This window comes from Pseudomonas sp. 2 (assembly GCF_056627435.1).
Genome location: NZ_JBWXNG010000003.1, coordinates 304,272 through 322,133, shown reverse-complemented (window position 1 = coordinate 322,133; position 17,862 = coordinate 304,272). Strand labels below are relative to the sequence as shown.

The 17,862-nt window shown below is 62.1% G+C and carries 15 protein-coding genes and 1 pseudogene; 4 read left to right on the top strand and 12 right to left on the bottom strand.

What is annotated here, in order from left to right:
- Nucleotides 1-25: 25 nt before the first annotated feature.
- Together adk and ppc are read right to left on the bottom strand one after the other, a co-directional pair.
- On the bottom strand, nt 26-673 hold the full coding sequence (gene adk, locus AC1MEK_RS07055) for an adenylate kinase (protein ID WP_480395543.1): 648 nt from the start codon (nt 671-673) through the stop codon (nt 26-28).
- Nucleotides 674-958: 285 nt separating this feature from the next.
- Complete coding sequence (ppc, locus tag AC1MEK_RS07050; RefSeq protein ID WP_480395542.1) at nt 959-3,595, bottom strand: phosphoenolpyruvate carboxylase; 2,637 nt, start codon at nt 3,593-3,595, stop codon at nt 959-961.
- Nucleotides 3,596-3,867: 272 nt separating this feature from the next.
- Here ppc and AC1MEK_RS07045 point away from each other — a divergent pair, with 272 nt between their 5' ends.
- From AC1MEK_RS07045 to AC1MEK_RS07030, 4 genes are all read left to right on the top strand, one after another.
- On the top strand, nt 3,868-4,212 hold the full coding sequence (locus AC1MEK_RS07045) for a pilin assembly protein (protein ID WP_480395541.1): 345 nt from the start codon (nt 3,868-3,870) through the stop codon (nt 4,210-4,212).
- Between the two features lie 294 nt (nt 4,213-4,506).
- Entirely contained in the window at nt 4,507-4,947 is a 441-nt protein-coding gene (locus AC1MEK_RS07040; protein WP_480395540.1) for a DUF4398 domain-containing protein, read from the top strand.
- 46 nt (nt 4,948-4,993) lie between these two features.
- Complete coding sequence (lptF, locus tag AC1MEK_RS07035; protein ID WP_480395539.1) at nt 4,994-5,776, top strand: lipotoxin F family OmpA-related lipoprotein LptF; 783 nt, start codon at nt 4,994-4,996, stop codon at nt 5,774-5,776.
- A gap of 224 nt (nt 5,777-6,000) precedes the next feature.
- On the top strand, nt 6,001-6,372 hold the full coding sequence (locus AC1MEK_RS07030) for a hypothetical protein (protein ID WP_480395538.1): 372 nt from the start codon (nt 6,001-6,003) through the stop codon (nt 6,370-6,372).
- Between the two features lie 246 nt (nt 6,373-6,618).
- On the opposite strand, the gene AC1MEK_RS07025 is transcribed toward AC1MEK_RS07030, so the two are convergent.
- The 10 genes and pseudogenes from AC1MEK_RS07025 to AC1MEK_RS06980 form a co-directional block, all read right to left on the bottom strand.
- The gene (locus tag AC1MEK_RS07025) at nt 6,619-6,948 is read right to left on the bottom strand and encodes a PA3694 family proteiin (protein ID WP_480395537.1); all 330 of its coding nucleotides are present in this window, start codon (nt 6,946-6,948) and stop codon (nt 6,619-6,621) included.
- Nucleotides 6,945-7,862: an alpha/beta hydrolase gene (locus tag AC1MEK_RS07020; protein ID WP_480395536.1), complete on the bottom strand. Its 918-nt coding sequence runs from the start codon at nt 7,860-7,862 to the stop codon at nt 6,945-6,947. Before AC1MEK_RS07020 ends, AC1MEK_RS07025 begins: the two co-directional genes overlap by 4 nt.
- 149 nt (nt 7,863-8,011) lie before the next feature.
- Nucleotides 8,012-9,289 carry a flavohemoglobin expression-modulating QEGLA motif protein gene (locus tag AC1MEK_RS07015; RefSeq protein WP_480395535.1) on the bottom strand — a complete coding sequence of 426 codons (1,278 nt, stop codon included), beginning with the start codon at nt 9,287-9,289 and terminating at the stop codon, nt 8,012-8,014.
- 27 nt (nt 9,290-9,316) lie between these two features.
- The gene (locus AC1MEK_RS07010) at nt 9,317-9,874 is read right to left on the bottom strand and encodes a hypothetical protein (RefSeq protein WP_480395534.1); all 558 of its coding nucleotides are present in this window, start codon (nt 9,872-9,874) and stop codon (nt 9,317-9,319) included.
- Between the two features lie 35 nt (nt 9,875-9,909).
- Nucleotides 9,910-10,641 carry a TetR/AcrR family transcriptional regulator gene (locus AC1MEK_RS07005; RefSeq protein WP_480395533.1) on the bottom strand — a complete coding sequence of 244 codons (732 nt, stop codon included), beginning with the start codon at nt 10,639-10,641 and terminating at the stop codon, nt 9,910-9,912.
- 237 nt (nt 10,642-10,878) lie between these two features.
- Nucleotides 10,879-12,381: a lysine--tRNA ligase gene (gene lysS, locus AC1MEK_RS07000; protein WP_480395532.1), complete on the bottom strand. Its 1,503-nt coding sequence runs from the start codon at nt 12,379-12,381 to the stop codon at nt 10,879-10,881.
- A gap of 102 nt (nt 12,382-12,483) precedes the next feature.
- Nucleotides 12,484-13,579 (bottom strand): peptide chain release factor 2 gene (prfB, locus tag AC1MEK_RS06995; protein WP_480395670.1). Its coding sequence is split into 2 segments (ribosomal slippage): nt 12,484-13,506 and nt 13,508-13,579, totalling 1,095 coding nucleotides; the frame shifts between segments, so codons are not numbered across the junction.
- A gap of 215 nt (nt 13,580-13,794) precedes the next feature.
- Nucleotides 13,795-14,802 carry a diguanylate cyclase domain-containing protein gene (locus tag AC1MEK_RS06990; protein WP_480395531.1) on the bottom strand — a complete coding sequence of 336 codons (1,008 nt, stop codon included), beginning with the start codon at nt 14,800-14,802 and terminating at the stop codon, nt 13,795-13,797.
- A 45-nt stretch (nt 14,803-14,847) separates the two neighbouring features.
- The gene (gene cheB / locus AC1MEK_RS06985) at nt 14,848-15,858 is read right to left on the bottom strand and encodes a chemotaxis-specific protein-glutamate methyltransferase CheB (RefSeq protein WP_480395530.1); all 1,011 of its coding nucleotides are present in this window, start codon (nt 15,856-15,858) and stop codon (nt 14,848-14,850) included.
- Nucleotides 15,855-17,705 (bottom strand): annotated as a pseudogene (locus tag AC1MEK_RS06980) (response regulator); the annotation flags it as partial. The pseudogene AC1MEK_RS06980 and the gene cheB, both read right to left, overlap by 4 nt.
- Nucleotides 17,706-17,862 lie beyond the last annotated feature (157 nt).

The following is a 17,862-nucleotide window of genomic DNA, read 5'->3' as shown; positions in this document are numbered from 1 at the left end:
CGTCGTTCACTCGTGCCTGTGAGGATCAGGCCAGTGCTGCGCTCACCTTGGCGGTGATTTCCTTCACCGAGCCGACGCCCGGAATGCTGCTGAACTTCGGCGTGCCGTCTTTCTCTTCGAGCTTCTTGTAGAACTCGACCAGAGGCTCGGTCTGCGCGTGGTAAACCGACAGACGATGACGCACGGTCTCTTCGTTGTCGTCCTTGCGCTGCACCAGGTCTTCACCGGTGACATCGTCCTTGCCTTCAACCTTCGGCGGGTTGTAGACGACGTGATAGACGCGGCCCGAACCTTCGTGCACGCGACGGCCGGAAATACGCTGGACGATTTCTTCGTCGTCGACCTTGATCTCGACCACGTGGTCGATGGCCAGGCCGGCATTCTTCAGGGCTTCAGCCTGAGGAATGGTGCGCGGGAAGCCGTCGAACAGGCAGCCGTTGGCGCAGTCAGGCTGCGACAGGCGATCCTTGATCAGGCCGATGATCAGGTCATCGGACACCAGGCCGCCGCTGTCCATGACGCTCTTGGCCTTCAGGCCCAGCTCGGTGCCGGCCTTGACCGCAGCGCGCAGCATGTCGCCGGTGGAAATCTGTGGAATGCCGAATTTTTCGGTGATGAACGTTGCCTGAGTACCTTTACCGGCCCCGGGAGCTCCCAGCAGAATCACGCGCATTGTTGTGCTCCTCAATTTTTATAGAGATTTCGTCGGATTCGCCTGAATGGGGCCAATCACAAAAAGAAAATTAACTGACCCAACGGCCAAAGGCTGCTCAAGATACACAGCCGGTCCATGCCGCACAAGACGCCGAAAGTCGCACCAAGCTGCCACAACCCATTGCCCGTCAACGATCCTACTTTGGTCGCAGCCATGACAGCCTGCAATGCGCTGCGTCAGTGGCGATCGTCCGCGCGCCATGAAATGAAGCGTGCGAGGCGCGCAGACGGGGTTCGGCCCCGCTTAGCCAGTATTGCGCAAACCGGCGGCAATGCCTGCGACAGACACCAGCAGCGCCTGTACCAGAGGACTGTCCAGACTGACCTCCTGGCTGCGCGAGCGCGCCAGCAACTCGGCCTGCAATAGATGAAGAGGATCGAGGTAGGTATTGCGCAAGCTGATGAATTCAAGGGTTTCCGGGCTGTGGGCGAGCAGCTGCGACTGGCCGGTCAGGCCAAGCACCACCTCACACGCCTGCGACAATAGGTCGCGCAAGTGCGCACCCAAATGCAACAGTTGCGGCTGCACCAGACGCTCGTCATAGAGCTGGGCGATGTCGCTGTCGGCCTTGGCCAGCACCATCTCCAGCATGTCGATGCGGGTGCGGAAGAACGGCCATTGCTCGCGCATCTGTCCCAGCAACTCGCCCTGCCCGCGCGCCAGCGCCTTGCTCAAGGCATCCTCCCAACCCAGCCAGGCGGGAAGCATCAGACGTGTCTGGGTCCAGGCGAAAATCCACGGAATCGCGCGCAAGCTTTCCACCCCACCCTCGCGCCGCTTGGCCGGGCGGCTGCCCAGTGGCAGGCGTCCCAATTCCTGCTCCGGCGTGGCCTGGCGGAAGTACTCGACGAACTCCGGATTCTCGCGCACCACGGCGCGGTAGGCATTCACGCCATCTGACGCCAGTTGATCCATCAATTGACGCCACTGCGGCTCTGGCATCGGCGGCGGCTGCAAGGTGGCCTCCAGCACGGCGGCCAGATACAGGTTCAGGTTCTGCTCGGCGATGTCCGGCAGGCCAAACTTGAAGCGGATCATTTCGCCCTGTTCAGTGGTGCGGAAACGCCCCGCCACCGAGCCCGGCGGCTGCGAGAGAATCGCCGCGTGAGCAGGACCGCCGCCACGCCCGACGGTGCCGCCACGGCCATGGAACAGCAACAGCTCGACCTGCTGCGCCTTGCAGATCTGCACCAGTTTTTCCTGGGCGCGATACTGCGCCCAGGCCGCCGCCGTGGTGCCGGCGTCCTTGGCCGAGTCGGAGTAACCGATCATTACTTCCTGCGGGCCCTGCAGCCGCTGGCGATAATCCGGCAGGCTGAGCAGGTGTTCGATCACAGGCCCTGCGTTGTCCAGGTCGGCCAGGGTTTCGAACAGCGGCACCACCCGGATCGGCCGTTGCAGGCCGGCTTCCTTGAGCAGCAGTTGCACTGCCAGCACATCGGAAGCCGCGCCTGCCATGGAAATCACGTAAGAACCCAGCGACGCCGCAGGCGCCTGGGCCACCACGCGACAGGTCGCCAGCACTTCGGCGGTGTCGGCTGCGGGTTTGAAATGCGCGGGCAACAGCGGGCGTTTGTTGCCCAATTCGCTGAGCAGGAATTCGATGCGGGTCGGCTCGTCCCACTCGTCGTAGCGCCCCAGCCCGAGGTAATCGGTGATCTCGGTCATCGCCGAGCTGTGCCGCGTGGAGTCCTGACGCACATCGAGCTTGACCAGGAACAGGCCGAACGTCACTGCCCGGCGCAGGCAATCGAGCAGCGGGCCATCGGCGATCACACCCATGCCGCACTCGTGGAGGGAGCGGTAGCACAGCTGCAGCGGCTCCAGCAGCTCGCGATTGTCGTGCAGCACATCGTCGGGCGCAGGCTGGGTGACGCGCAGAGAAGCGTGGGCCCAGTTGCGCGTGGCCCGCAGGCGTTCACGCAGTTGCTTGAGCACGGTGCGATACGGCTCGGCGCTGTCGCCTGCCACAGCCATCAGCGCAGGGCTGGCCTGCTGCATCGACAGATCGGCGGCCAGTTGGTCGACGTCGCGCAGGTACAGATCCGCCGCCATCCAGCGCGCCAGCAGCAACACTTCGCGAGTCACCGCAGCGGTGACGTTAGGGTTGCCGTCGCGGTCGCCGCCCATCCAGGAGGCGAAGCGGATCGGCGCCGCTTCCAATGGCAAATGCAGGCCGGTGGCGGCCTTGAGCGCTTTGTCGGCCTTGCGCAGGTAGTTGGGGATGGCTTGCCACAGCGAGTTTTCGATCACTGCAAAGCCCCATTTCGCCTCGTCGACGGGCGTGGGTCTTACACGGCGGATTTCTTCGGTGTGCCAAGCTTCGGCGATCAGGCGCTGCAGGCGCTCGGTGATCTGCGCCCGCTCGATGGCGTTGAGGTCGCGATGATCGAGGGCCGCCAGTTGCGCGGCGATGGCGTCGTATTTCTGGATCAACGTACGCCGGGCGACTTCTGTGGGGTGGGCAGTCAGCACCAGTTCGATTTCCAGCTTGCCCAGTTGCCGGGCCAGTGCTTCAGGTGACTGCCCCGCCGCCTTCAAACGCTCAAGCAGTTCGGGCAACACGCGGGATTCGAAAGGCTGCGGCTTGCTGTCATCGCGGCGATGGATCAGTTGGTACTGCTCGGCGATGTTGGCCAGGTTGAGAAACTGGTTGAAGGCCCGCGCCACGGGCAGAAGCTCGTCTTCGCGCAGGCTTTCCAGGTTGGAGCTCAATTGCTCGGTGCTTTGAGTTTCAGCGTGTCGGCCGGCCTTGGCGCTCTTGCGGATACGCTCGATCTTCTCGAGAAAATCAGCCCCGTGCTGATCACGAATGGTGTTGCCCAACAGCTCACCCAACAGGTGAACGTCCTCGCGCAAACGTGCATCGATATCAGCCATCCAGCCTTCTCCTTCAGCGATTTTTTGTTGTTCCGGCGCTACATGGTTTCAGGGTGGTTTCAGGCCTGCGACGGCGCTGAAACTGAACGCTCGGTGAAAATCCTTCTCTATCTACTGTGCATAGAGCGACAAATTCATACAAGCACGCAACCCTTTGCCACACATCTGGCGCGGGCAGTCTAGGCTCATCCACAGGCCCCACGAAGGCCTGAACACTCGACCGCCCGCACCACAGTGCAGGGGCTGCCTGCGAGAAACCTGAAGAGGTCCATATGAAAATCCGCGAGCTCGCACAACAATGGGAACAGACCGCCAAAGGCCGCCTGACCAAGACCGGCTACGCCGTGCATCTGGATGTCGAAGCCGCCGCGCGCCTGGCCGCACTGGCCGAAATGTACCCCAAACGCTCCCCGGAAGAACTGCTGGGTGAGCTGATCGGCGCCGCCCTTGAAGAGCTGGAAGAAAGCTTTCCCTACATCCAGGGCAGTCACGTGGTCGCCACTGACGAGGAAGGCGACCCGCTCTACGAAGATGTCGGCCCGACACCGCGCTTTCTTGCCTTGTCCCGTCGTTTTCTGCAGGACTTGTCCGATCAGCAGGACAGCCAGCAGCACTGATCACGACGTCGTTTTCAGAACAGCGTAAAGCACCGCGCCGCCCTTTGAATCCGGGGGCGGCGCGTCTTTTTTTGTGTCACAAAACCAGCGTCAATTTTACAACGCGCAACAAATCACCCGATTGCGGGGTGTAAAAACGCTGAACTATTCAAAAACGGCGTTGGTCCGAGCAGTTAGCCATGACAGAAAAAGCCGACCAATGGTGTCAGGTGAGCAAGCCGGATTTCACAAGCCGCCTTTCTCCCGCCCAGGCCCAAGACTGAAATGGACCCTCACGTTTTCAGGAGTTTCAAAATGGAGTTGACCACCATGAACATCAGCACTACCACACCCAAGTACAACGGTCTTAAGGGCTCTGGCCTGCGCGGGCTGAAACTGGCCGCGCTGGTGCTGGGCACCAGCGCACTGCTTGCCGGTTGTGCGGGTAAACCTCCTACCGAGCAATACGCCGTGACCCAGTCGGCGGTCAACGCGGCCGTGACCGCGGGCGCCACCGAATACGCACCGGTCGAAATGAAAGCGGCACAGGACAAGTTCAAGCAATCGGAACTGTCCATGCAGGAGAAAAAATACGACGACGCTCGCAAATACGCCGAGCAGGCCGAATGGGACGCCCGCGTCGCCGAGCGCAAGGCGCAAGCGGCCAAGGCACAGAAAGCGGTGCAGGACGCGCGTCAGGGCGTCAACGAACTGCGTGAAGAAGGCATGCGCCAGGCCCAGCCGGTCAGCCAGTAACCCTTCGCCTCTGCTGCATTGCCATTGATTTAAGGATGAAACCATCATGCGTAAACAAGTACTGATTCCTGCCCTGCTGGCCCTGAGCGTTGGTCTGGCTGCTTGCTCCTCGAAACCGAACGTGAACCTGGAACAGGCGCGTACCAACTACTCGGCGCTGCAAAGCAACCCTAAAGCCACCGAACTGGCGGCTCTGGAAACCAAGGACGCCAGCGAGTGGCTGGACAAGGCCGACGCCGCCTATCGCAACCATGACGATGAGAAGAAGGTCGACCAACTGGCCTATCTGACCAATCAGCGCGTGGAGCTGGCCAAGCAGACCATCAACCTGAAGACCGCCGAAAACGATCTGAAAAACGCCTCGGCCCAACGTGCCCAGGCGCGTCTGGATGCTCGCGATGCGCAGATCAAGGCGCTGCAGAACAGCCTGAACGCCAAGCAGACCGAGCGCGGTACGCTGGTGACCTTCGGTGATGTGTTGTTCGACCTGAACAAGTCGGAGCTGAAATCGGCGGGCCTGGTGAATGTGAACAAGCTGGCGCAGTTCCTTCAGGAGAACCCGGATCGCAAGGTGATTGTCGAGGGTTATACCGATAGCACGGGTTCCGATAGCTACAACCAGTCGCTGTCCGAGCGTCGTGCCAATTCGGTGCGTATGGCGCTGGTGAAGATGGGCGTGGGCATGGACCGTGTGGTTGCCCAGGGGTATGGCAAGGAGTATCCGGTGGCGGATAACGCCAGTGGTTCGGGCCGTGCGATGAACCGTCGGGTGGAAGTGACCATTTCCAACGACAACCAGCCGGTTGCGCCGCGGTCTTCTATTCAATAAGCGCTGTCGCTTTGATTGGGAGCCCCGTCAGGTTCGAACCTGGCGGGGCTTTTTTTGGTTTTGAAGATCAAGATCAAGGGCGCTCTTCCTAACGTCAGATCTGTTTCGACTTCGTCGAGTTACTTGGAAAAGACCCCCAAGTAACCAAGGGGTCCTGCTCCTGGTTGGGCCCCTCCTTCGTCGGGGTACCTTCATTCCGGTCCCGCTCCGTGGGCCCGGCGCGAATGGGCCATCCATGGCCCCGCGCCTCGCGCGGCATCCTGCCGCTTGACCCACTGCGCGAGACCTCCATTCAGCCTGCACCCAAGTCGCGATTTGTGGTGCCTGAACCAGCGCGCATGAAGATCAAGAGCAAGATCAACAGCAACAGCAACAGCAACAGCAACAGCAACGGCAACGGCAACGGCATCGCGAGCTTCGCTCCCTCCCACATTGGAATCGGTGGGGTGATTGAGAATGCACTTCGATTTGAGATCAGAGGCAGGTCCTGCGAACAACACAAATCTCAATTGTGGGAGGGAGCGAAGCTCGCGATGCTTTTGATCTGGGCGCGCGATGGCTCAGGCGACACAAATCGCGACTTGGGTGCAGGCTGAATGGAAGTCTCGTGGAGTGGGCCAAGCGGCAGGATGCCGCGCGAGGCGCGGGGCCATGGATGGCCCATTCGCGCCGGGCCCACGGAACGAGACTGGAATGAAGGAAGTCCGACGAAGTCGGACCCAAACCAGGAGCAAAAGCCCTTGGTTACTTGGGGCTTTTCCAAGTAACTCGACGAAGTCGAAATAGATCTGACGTTAGGAAGAGCGCTTTTGACTTTGATCTTGATCTTGATCTTGATCTTGTCAAGGCGAAACCTTTTGCGGCGTCTCCTGCCCCAGACACCTCACCGCCTGCTTGCGATCATTGACCAAAACCCCAGTCAGCCCCTTCTGCTCGGTATCGAACAACACCAACACCCCATCGATACACTGCGCCCGCTGCGCCGCAGGCTCCAGGGTGATCTTGTAATCCTCGCCCGGCATCGTCTTGAGCATGGTGAACTGACTCAACTCCAAAGCATCCTCAGGCCTGGCGAAATGCAGATACCCGTAGTACCACAACACCCCCACCGTACCGAAAATACAGGCGATACCCGTCAGTATCTGCGGGATGACGTTACGCTCTTCACTCATTGACGACTCTCTTGTTTTACCGGCGATGGACTCGCCGCAGGATCAGGATAATTGGGAATCTCGCCCAGACGCCGCAAGCCATTGAAATGCTGCGGATCGTCCAGATAACGCAGCATCACCTCCTGCCACGTCGGGTCGGCAAAGGTCTGCACATGGGGGCCGCGGGTCAGTTGCAGCACTCGCGGCGGTGGCGCGGCCTTGTACAAATCGATGCCGTTTTGCAGCGGAATCTGCGCGTCGTCTAGGCTCTGGAACAGCAGGATCGGCGTACCCTTGAGCTGCGCCATGCCATTGATCGCGCTGTCGCCGTCCGGGATGACCCACGACAGCGGCCGTTTGAACGCCCAGGTCAGCCAGGAGGTGCTCAGGGTGTAACGCGCGATATCCCGGTAGCTTGCGGGGACGCCATCGAGCACCAAGGCCTTTAGGCGCGCGCGTTGCTGTGGATGTTCGGCCAGATAATGCACTCCGATCGCGCCACCCAGGCTCTGACCCAGCACCACCAGCGGCTTGCCTTGTACCTCGGGGGCCTTGCTCAGCCAGTCGAACGCTGCGTCGACATCCTGATACACCGCAGGCAGGCTGGGGTCGCCCTCGGAGCGGCCGTAGCCGCGATAGTCCAGCATCAGCACCTGATAACCCCGCTCCGGCAACCAGCCGCTGCCACCCAGATGCCAGGCCATGTTGCCGCCGTTGCCGTGCAGGTGCAGGACCGTGCCCTTGACCGGTTCGCCCGCCTTCGCCGGCAGCCACCAGCCGCTGAGCCGGGTGCCGTCGGCTGCGGTGAGCGTGACCTCACGGTAAGCCAGCTGGGCCTTGTCCGGGGTCATGGGTATGTGGCGTTCGGGGTAGAACAGCAGTTCGCTGCAGCCGGTGAGGCACAGCAGCAAAAGCAGCGAGGTGAGGAGCTTCAAGCCTGAGGTCCTTTCTTGTTCGAATCCGATGACGGGTTTCAATGCCCCGTAGCAGCACGGCTTGCCGGCGGGGCGGTGTGTCAGGCGATGCATCATTGACAGATCCATCGCCCCGCCGGCAAGCCGCGCTGCTACGGGGCATGCATCAATCAAAGGATATTGGAATAATCCGCCTCGATCCGGTCCAGGCTCAGGTGGTTGAGGAAGTTGGAGAAGCACATCCACGCCGACAGCGCGTTCATGTCGCGGAACTGGTCGGGCAGGTATTTAGGGGGCACCACCAGGCCTTCGTCCACCAGCTGGCGCAAAGTACGCATGTCTTCCAGGGTGGTCTTGCCGCAGAACAACAGTGGCACCTGTTCCAGCTTGCCCTTGCGCACCGCCAGTTGGATGTAGTTGTAGACCATGATGAAACCCTTCAGGTAGGACAAGTCCTTGGTGAAGGGCAGACCGTTGGGCACAGAGCCCCGGAAAACGCGGCTGGCGTTGCCATAGCTTTCCGGCATGCCGAAGCCTTGCTCGCGATAGAAATCGAACACCTGCAGGAAATCCGCGCCCTCCTCGGCCATGTGTATGGCGCGGGTGCGGTTTGTCAGTTTGCGCAGGCGACTGGGGTAGGACGCGAAGCCGATGACTTCCATCAGGATCGCCAGGCCTTCCTGGGTCACTGTCGATGAGGGCGGGCCCTTGGCCAGGAAGGTGCAGATCGGCTGGTTCAAGCCGTTGAGCGTGGTACCCACATGCACCAGCCCTTCGTGGACTTCCAGCGCGCGCACGTCGCGCTCGTTGAACATCGCGTCGCTGCGGATCTTGATGTAGTCCGCGCCCGCCGCCGCGTCGGCGACGATGCCATCGGACTCGAACACCCGGATCGTCTCTTCGGCCTCGCCAAAGGTGCGGTTCAGGCGGCTTTGCAGCATGGCCACCGCGTCCTTGGCGTTGAGGGTCTTGGGCTCGTCTTTCAGGTCCCCGCGCCCGGCGATGTTGTTCAGGTAGTCCGAGAGCATCAGCCCCAAATCGGACAGGGTCGGGTCGCCGGCGTGAAAGGCATCGGACGCCGCGCCGTACAGTTCTTGGGAAATCAGGCCGAAATCCGCGGTGCCGCGCGCTTCGAGCATGCGGATCACCATGCGGTATTCCTTGCACATGCGCCGCATGATCTGCCCCACTGGGTTGAACTGCCCCAGTTGCCGGGTGATGTCGCGCTCGATGTTCTGGAATTCGAGCTTCACAGCGCCCGAGTCGAACCCCAGCGGGCGGTTCTGGTAATAGGCGCGATCGACTTCGGGCAGTTCCTTGCCCTTGGCGGCGAGGAAACTCTTGCGGATGCTGTCGTCCCATTTCACCGCGTCGAGTACGCGAATCGGCGTCTGCGCCAACACAATACGATCGGACAGCGTGCGTATGGTCTGTTGGTAATCGTCCACCCAGTACCCCTTTATTAACCGGTAGCGCTATTTGCTCATGCGCTGATATTTGGCCGCGTTGATGAAGATGTCGGAATTGGCGGTGTCGTCCAGGTAGGCGAACACCTTGTCCATGGAGCTGGTGATCAGGATGCCGTCGCCCTTTTCGGTGTCCACGGTCTGGCCTTCGAACACCTTCTGTTGCACCAGTTGCTGAAAGCGTTCCAGGTCCAGGTCGTAGACCTCCAGCTCGTCAGCGGCATTTTCGTTGTCGACGAGCTCGAATCCGGCGATCACGTAATTGGCGCCGTACTTGTCGGGCAGTGCGGCGGACAGGTACCAGCGGCTGCCGTGGCGCGCCACCGTGAAGCTGTATTCGTCACGGTTCTTGCGATCGCCCTTGCGGTAGCTCACGGCCTTGTACTGATTGGTGCCCGCGCGGCTGATTTCCAGCTCCAGCGGCTCGCCCCAGGCGTTCTTGCTGGTCCAGGTGCCGAGCAACTTGGCGGGCGCCGTGTCGCGGGTCGGGATCGGGTCCTTGAAGGTCACCAGGCAGCCGCTGAGCAGAGCGAACGACAAGGCGAGCAAGACGCTCCAGACTTTCATCCATCCTCCTCAATCGATCCGTGGTCTTGGGCTGGTCAGCCCGCCGTGGGTCTTGCGGTGCCCAGCACCAGATGCATCTGGCGAACAAGAATAGCGAGCATTTCCTGGTCTGCGTCGGGACGTGGCCCTTCGAGCAGCCCCTGATATTCCATCCGGCCGATTATCCCCGTCAACACTTGAGCGTCCGTTTGCGGCTGGGTCGAGCCCATGACCTCGAGAAACTGGGCACTTCCCTGCAACAGAATCTGCTGGTGCGCACTCACCAGCGGCGCCAGGCGCGGGTTGATCAGGGCTTCGAGACGAAAGGCATGCTCGGCGATCAACTGGTCACGACGGGTCAGCAGTTGATGACGCACGTACTCCATGGTCATGTGGGCGATGTCGTTGGCCAGCCGGCCGCGGGCTTCGGCGCTGCCGTCGTTGCGCGCGACCATTTCGCGCAGCAGCACTTCGGTGTTGGTCCACAACTTGGCCATGTAAGCCGCGCTGCGCTCGACGTATTGGGCGAAGGCATCGGTGAGCAGGTCGTCGATGTCCTTGAAATAGTAGGTGGTGGCTGACAGCGGCACTTGGGCCTCGGCGGCCACCGCACGATGGCGCACGGCCCGCACGCCGTCGCGGATGAGGATGCGCATGGCCGCATCGAGAATCTGCTGGCGACGCTGTTCACTGCCCTGTCGGCTCGCCTTGCGGCCCTGATACTGAACACTCTGCGCCACAGCCGTGGCCAGGCCCGCGGCTCCCTTTTGAGCGATCGTACGATTCACGACAGGTTTTCCTTTTTCTGGTCGGTGCTTGAAACGGGTAACAACGGTGGAACGATATTGCTCGGATGTTCACAGGTCTACACCTGTAGGAGCGAATTCATTCGCGAAGATTTGTCAGGCCATACATCGCTGTCGCCTGGCAAACCTTCGCGAATGAATTCGCTCCTACAGGGGATCGGCGCTCATTGTGACAGACAAAAAAAAGCCGCCCTGCACAGGCGGCTTTTTCTGCATCGCTTACGCCTGTGGCCGCATGTGCGGGAACAGGATCACGTCGCGAATCGACGGCGAGTTGGTCAGCAGCATCACCAGACGGTCGATACCGATGCCCTCGCCCGCTGTCGGCGGCATGCCGTATTCCAGGGCACGGACGAAGTCGGCGTCGTAATGCATGGCTTCGTCGTCGCCGGCGTCCTTGTCGGCGACCTGGGCCATGAAGCGCTCGGCCTGGTCTTCCGCGTCGTTCAACTCGGAGTAGGCGTTGGCGATTTCACGGCCACCGATGAACAGCTCGAAGCGGTCGGTGACGTTCGGGTTTTCGTCGTTGCGGCGCGCCAGTGGCGACACTTCGAACGGGTACTGGGTAATGAAGTGCGGCTGCTCCAGCTTGTGCTCGACCAGCTCTTCGAAAATCATCACCTGCAGCTTGCCCAAGCCTTCGAAGCCCAGCACCTTGGCACCGGCCTTCTTGGCGATGGCACGGGCCTTGTCGATGTCGTTCAGGTCGTCGGCGGTCAGATCCGGGTTGTACTTGAGGATCGAGTCGAACACCGACAGGCGCGCGAACGGCTCGCCGAAGTGGAACACCTTGTCGCCGTACGGCACGTCAGTGGTGCCCAGCACCAGCTGCGCCAGCTCGCGGAACAGCTCTTCGGTCAGGTCCATGTTGTCTTCGTAGTCGGCGTAGGCCTGGTAGAACTCCAACATGGTGAATTCCGGGTTGTGACGGGTCGAGACGCCTTCGTTACGGAAGTTGCGGTTGATCTCGAACACTTTTTCAAACCCGCCAACCACCAGACGCTTGAGGTACAGCTCCGGCGCGATACGCAGGAACATCGCCATGTCCAGCGCGTTGTGGTGGGTTTCGAACGGTTTGGCCGCAGCGCCGCCCGGGATGGTCTGCAGCATCGGCGTTTCGACTTCCAGGAAGTCGCGCTTCATCAGGAAGCTGCGGATGTGGGCGATGACCTGCGAGCGTACGCGGAAGGTGTCGCGCACTTCTTCGTTGACGATCAGGTCGACGTAACGCTGACGGTAGCGCTGTTCGGTGTCGGTCAGGCCGTGGTGCTTGTCCGGCAGCGGGCGCAGGGACTTGGTCACCAGACGCACGTTGGTCATTTCCACGTACAGGTCGCCCTTGCCGGACCGGGCCAGGGTACCTTCGGCGGCGATGATATCGCCCATGTCCCAGGTCTTGACCGCGGCCAGGGTGTCTTCCGACAGGGTCTTGCGGTTGACGTAGACCTGGATGCGACCGGTCATGTCCTGGATCACCATGAACGAGCCACGGTTGAGCATGATGCGACCGGCAACCTTGACCGGAATCGCCGCTTCAGCCAGTTCTTCCTTGGTCTTGTCCGCGTACTGTTTCTGCAGGTCGTTGCAGTAGTTTTCGCGGCGGAAGTCGTTCGGGAAGGCGTTGCCCTTCGCGCGCTCGGCAGCAAGCTTTTCCTTGCGCAGGGCGATCAGGCTGTTTTCTTCCTGTTGCTGGGCTTGCGAATCGAGTTGTTGGTCGCTCATGTCTTCAGTTTTTCCATCAGGTTCGTTGCCCCTCGTTCAGCCGAGGGATCGCGGGCCGGTCACGCTCTGCGGCGCGCCGGACCCGCAACGGGAGTGTCGCGATTACAGGCCTTGCTTGAGGCTCGCTTCCAGATAGCCGTCCAGGTCGCCGTCCAGCACCTTCTGGCAGTCGCTGCGCTCGACGCCGGTACGCAGGTCCTTGATGCGCGAGTCATCCAGGACGTACGAGCGGATCTGGTGCCCCCAGCCGATGTCCGACTTGGTGTCTTCCAGGGCCTGGGAAGCGGCGTTGCGCTTCTGCATCTCCAGCTCGTACAACTTGGCCCGCAGCATTTTCATGGCGGTGTCCTTGTTGGCGTGCTGCGAGCGTTCGTTCTGGCACGCGACCACGGTGTTGGTCGGCACGTGGGTGATCCGCACCGCAGAATCCGTGGTGTTGACGTGCTGACCACCGGCGCCCGAGGAGCGGTAGGTGTCGATGCGCAGGTCCGACGGGTTGATCTCGATTTCGACCTTGTCGTCGATCTCGGGGGACACGAACACCGCCGAGAACGAGGTGTGGCGACGGGCGCCGGAGTCGAACGGGCTCTTGCGCACCAGGCGATGCACGCCGATCTCGGTGCGCAGCCAGCCAAAGGCATACTCGCCCTTGATGTGCACGGTGGCGCCCTTGATGCCGGCGACTTCACCTTCGGACAGCTCGATGATGGTGGCATCGAAGCCACGCTTGTCGGCCCAGCGCAGGTACATGCGCAGCAGGATGTTGGCCCAGTCCTGGGCCTCGGTGCCGCCGGAACCGGCCTGGATGTCCAGGTAGGCGTTGTTCATGTCCATTTCGCCGCTGAACATGCGGCGGAATTCCAGCTTGGCCAGCGACTCTTCCAGCCCCTGAAGCAACTCGACCACGTCGTTGACCGCGCCTTCGTCGTTCTCTTCGACGGCCATTTCCAGCAGCTCGCGGGAATCGGTCAGGCCGCTGGACATTTCATCCAGGGTCTCGACGATCTGCGCCAGCATGGCGCGCTCGCGGCCCAGGGCCTGAGCGTATTCAGGCTTGTTCCAGACGTTAGGGTCTTCCAGCTCGCGATTGACTTCGACTAGACGATCATTCTTGTGATCGTAGTCAAAGATACCCCCGAATGGACTGGGAGCGTTCGGAGAGGTCCTTGATGGTGTTCAGGATCGGATTGATTTCCATGGTCGACAGGACTCGCAGGCGAATTTCACAAAGCCCGCGAGTATACCCCAGCAACGGCGGCGATGGCAGCCCGTTGGGCAGTGGGTTTGACAACGGAAATTACCCGGCCCCGTAGCAGCACGGCTTGCCGGCGGGAGCGGTGTATCTGGCTATGATGCAGTGCCTGACACACCGCTCCCGCCGGCAAGCCGTGCTGCTACGGGAGTTGTATACGCCTATGAGCCGACCGCCACCTGATTGCGGCCATTGTTCTTGGCCGCATACAGCCCCTGGTCCGCGCTCTGGATCAGTTGCCGGCTGTGGCTGCCCACACCCGGCACCACGGTCGCCAGGCCGATGCTGACGGTCAGCGTCGAGCCTTCCTTGGGCGCCATGTGCGGGATGTTCATGCCGGCCACGGTCTGGCGCAGCTTTTCAGCCAGCAGACGCGCGCCGCCCGGTGAAGTATTGGGCAGCACCAGGGCGAACTCTTCACCGCCGTAGCGCGCGGGCAAATCCGAAGGACGGCTGCAACTGGCGCGGATCGCCTTGGCCACCTGACGCAGGGCCTCGTCGCCTTCAAGATGGCCGAACGTGTCGTTATACGCCTTGAAGTAGTCGACATCGATCATCATCAGCGACATTTGCGTCTGCTCGCGGATCGCCCGGCGCCATTCCAGTTCCAGGTATTCGTCGAAGTGCCGGCGGTTGGACAGCCCGGTCAGGCCGTCGGAGTTCATCAGGCGCTGCAGCACCAGGTTGGTGTCGAGTAACTGCTGCTGGCTGACGCGCAACGCGCGGTAGGCCTCGTCGCGCTGCAACAGGGTCATGTAGGAACGCGAGTGGTAGCGAATGCGCGCCACCAGCTCGATGTTGTCCGGCAGCTTGACCAGGTAATCGTTGGCCCCGGCCGCGAATGCCGCACTCTTGATCATCGGGTCTTCCTTGGTGGAAAGCACGATGATCGGAATGTCCCGGGTGATCGGGTTGTTGCGGTACTCACGCACCAGCGTCAGGCCATCCAGACCCGGCATGACCAGGTCCTGCAGGATCACCGTCGGCTTGATCTGGATCGCCTGGGCAATGGCCTGATGGGGGTCGGCGCAAAAGTGGAAATCGATGTTTTCCTCGTTCGCGAGCCCGCGCCGGACTGCCTCGCCGATCATTGCCTGATCGTCGACGAGCAACACCATGGCAGCGTTTTCATCCGTGGTGTTTACATCGTCCAGTTGCAAGTCATGCATCAGGGCTCTCCTGGTCACAGGCAGGCTGTGAGTTCACCTGAAAATTCATTGGGTGAAAACCTCTTTCAAACGGCTTGCGATGGTGTCCAGCGGGCGGATTTCAACGGCTGCATCGATGGCCGCTGCCGCCTTGGGCATGCCGTACACCGCGCAACTCTCCTGATTCTGGGCAATGGTCAGAAAGCCCCGCTGACGCATCAGCTTGAGCCCCTGGGCACCGTCACGCCCCATTCCCGTCAACAGAACACCCACTGCATCGCCGCTCCAGTAACTGGCTACGCTCTCGAAAAAGACATCGATCGAGGGCCTGTAAATTTCGTTCACCGGCTCGGCGGTGTAAGCCAGCGTGCCGTTTTTCAACAAACGTATATGGTGATTGGTGCCGGCCAGCAGCACCGCGCCGGGCTGCGGCGGCTCGCCGTCACGGGCCAGACGCACCGCCAGCCCCGACGAGCTGCTCAGCCACTGCGCCATGCCGGCGGCGAACACCTGGTCGACGTGCTGGACTAGCACGATGGGCGCCGAAAAGTCCTTCGGCAGGCCCTTGAGCAAGACTTCCAGCGCCGCCGGCCCGCCCGCGGACGAACCGATCGCCACCAGCCCACGACGCTGCACTGCATCGCGCACCGGCGCCGGCGCCTGGCGCACGCGGCTGTCACGCTGGCCAATCAGCCAGCCTATATTAAGAATCTTGCGTAACAAAGGGGCGGCAGCCTCTTTGGGGTCTCCTGCACCGATCGCTGGCGTATCCACCACATCCAGCGCACCGTGGCCCATGGCCTCGAACACCCGGTGCACGTTCTGTTCGCGGTCCACGGTGACGATCACGATGGCGCACGGCGTGGCGGCCATGATCCGGCGGGTGGCCTCGACGCCATCCATGACCGGCATGATCAGGTCCATCAGGATCAGGTCCGGCAGCACTTCGGCACATTGCTGCACCGCCTCGGCGCCGTTGCGCGCGACCCAGACCACCTGATGCGCCGGTTCGAAGGCCAGCGCCCGACGCAGGGCTTCCACGGCCATGGGCATGTCGTTGACGATGGCGATCTTCATCCTTGCGCATCTCCTATCAACTCAACGACCGCGTCGAGCAACGCATCGTCATGGAAACTGGCTTTGGCCAGATAATAGTCGGCACCGGCGTCCAGCCCACGGCGCCGGTCTTCTTCGCGGTCCTTGTAAGACACTACCATCACCGGCAACGACTGCAGACGGCTGTCGCGTCGCAACAAGGTCACAAGCTCAATACCGTCCATGCGCGGCATGTCGATGTCGGTGATCAGCAAATCGAAATCCTCGGCGCGCAGGGCGTTCCAGCCGTCCATGCCGTCCACCGCCACCGCCACTTCATAGCCGCGACTGAGCAGCAGTTTGCGCTCCAGTTCGCGTACGGTCAGCGAGTCGTCGACCACCAGCACACGCTTGCGCGACTGCGCTTCAGCGTGTCGGTTGCGTTTGTCGATGCGCTCCAGGCGCCCGGTGTTCAGCAGTTTTTCCACCGAGCGCAGCATGTCTTCGACGTCGATGATCAAGACCGCCGAGCCGTCGTCGAGCAGCGCGCCCGCCGAAATATCCTGAACCTTGCCCAGGCGCGGGTCCAGCGGCAGCACCACCAGCGTGCGTTCGCCGATGAAGCGCTCCACCGCCACGCCGTACACCGCATCACGCTCGCGAATCACCACCACTTTCAACACGTCTTCGCGATGCTCGCTGGGCGGACGGTTGAGCAACTGACTGGCGGCGACCAGGCCGACGTGGCGCTCTTCGTGCCAGAAATGCTGGCGCCCTTCCAGCTGCACGATCTCTTCGGCCTGCACGTCGCGCATGCGCTCGATGTGCGCCAGCGGGAAGGCGTACGCTTCGCCGCCCACTTCGACCACCAGGCTGCGCACCACCGACAGGGTCAGCGGCACTTCCAGATGAAAACGGCTGCCCTGGCCCGCCTGCTGATGCAGATCCACGCCGCCCCGCAGTTGGCGAACCATGTGCAGCACCGCGTCCAGCCCGACGCCACGGCCCGACACCTCGGTGACCTTGTCGCGCATGCTGAAGCCGGGCAGGAACAGGAAGCTCAGCAGCTCTTCCTCGCTCAACTGGGCAGCGGTTTCGGCCGGCGACAGCTTACGCTCGATGATGCTGCGGCGCAGGCGCTCCAGGTCGACCCCGGCGCCATCGTCGATCAGCTCGACCACCAGCAAGCCGGCCTGATGCGAGGCCTTGAGCTGAATCAGCCCTTCGGCCGGCTTGCCCATGGCCAACCGTTGCTCGGGGGCTTCGATGCCGTGATCCACGGCGTTGCGCAGCAAGTGGGTCAGCGGCGCTTCGAGTTTTTCCAACACGTCGCGGTCGACCTGGGTCTTCTCGCCTTCGATCTCCAGGCGCACCTGCTTGCCCAGCGAGCGCCCCAGGTCACGCACCATGCGCGCCTGACCGGCCAGCACATCGGCGAACGGACGCATGCGACAGGCCAGCGCCGTGTCGTACAGCAACTGCGCGCGCTGGCTGGCCTGCCAGCCGAACTCGTCCAGGTCCGAGGTCTGCTGAATCAGCATCTGCTGCGCTTCACCGAGCAGGCGACGGGCTTCTTCCAACGCTTTTTGTGCGTCCGGGTCGGCATTGGCGCCGAGCAGCGCATCGAGGTTGTCCAGCGCCCGGCTGGCGCCGCTCTGCGAGCGTTTGACCCGCTGCATGGCAGTCAGATAGGGCTTCAAGCGCTGGGTCTCGACCAGCGACTTGCTCGACAGGTCCAGCAGATTGTTCAGGCGCTCGGCAGTGACCCGCAGCACCCGCTCGCCGCCTTCGGCCACGCGCCGCTCGCGACGGGGCTCGGCCTTGGCCACCGGCTCTTCTTCCGGCTCGCTGACGAGCGCGGGCGCAGGCTCGACAACAGGCGGTGACGCAGGCTCGGCGGGCGCGGCAATCGGGTGATCGAACGCCGCCGGGCCCAGAGCCGACTGCACGGATTCGACCAGCGACTGGGCGTTGGCCAGCAGGATGTCTTCCATCGACGGCGCAACCGCTGCCGCCGCCGTCGAAGCCGGCCGGGCACCCGGGTTG

Bases quoted from the DNA above. Each gene is read 5' to 3' on its own strand.
- AC1MEK_RS07010 (WP_480395534.1), bottom strand. From the start codon at position 9,874: ATGAAAGTCTGGAGCGTCTTGCTCGCCTTGTCGTTCGCTCTGCTCAGC.
- AC1MEK_RS07030 (WP_480395538.1), top strand. From the start codon at position 6,001: ATGGGCCATCCATGGCCCCGCGCCTCGCGCGGCATCCTGCCGCTTGAC.
- lptF (WP_480395539.1), top strand. From the start codon at position 4,994: ATGCGTAAACAAGTACTGATTCCTGCCCTGCTGGCCCTGAGCGTTGGT.
- AC1MEK_RS06990 (WP_480395531.1), bottom strand. From the start codon at position 14,802: ATGCATGACTTGCAACTGGACGATGTAAACACCACGGATGAAAACGCT.
- AC1MEK_RS07045 (WP_480395541.1), top strand. From the start codon at position 3,868: ATGAAAATCCGCGAGCTCGCACAACAATGGGAACAGACCGCCAAAGGC.
- AC1MEK_RS07040 (WP_480395540.1), top strand. From the start codon at position 4,507: ATGGAGTTGACCACCATGAACATCAGCACTACCACACCCAAGTACAAC.
- lysS (WP_480395532.1), bottom strand. From the start codon at position 12,381: ATGAGCGACCAACAACTCGATTCGCAAGCCCAGCAACAGGAAGAAAAC.
- cheB (WP_480395530.1), bottom strand. From the start codon at position 15,858: ATGAAGATCGCCATCGTCAACGACATGCCCATGGCCGTGGAAGCCCTG.
- AC1MEK_RS07025 (WP_480395537.1), bottom strand. From the start codon at position 6,948: ATGAGTGAAGAGCGTAACGTCATCCCGCAGATACTGACGGGTATCGCC.
- adk (WP_480395543.1), bottom strand. From the start codon at position 673: ATGCGCGTGATTCTGCTGGGAGCTCCCGGGGCCGGTAAAGGTACTCAG.
- ppc (WP_480395542.1), bottom strand. From the start codon at position 3,595: ATGGCTGATATCGATGCACGTTTGCGCGAGGACGTTCACCTGTTGGGT.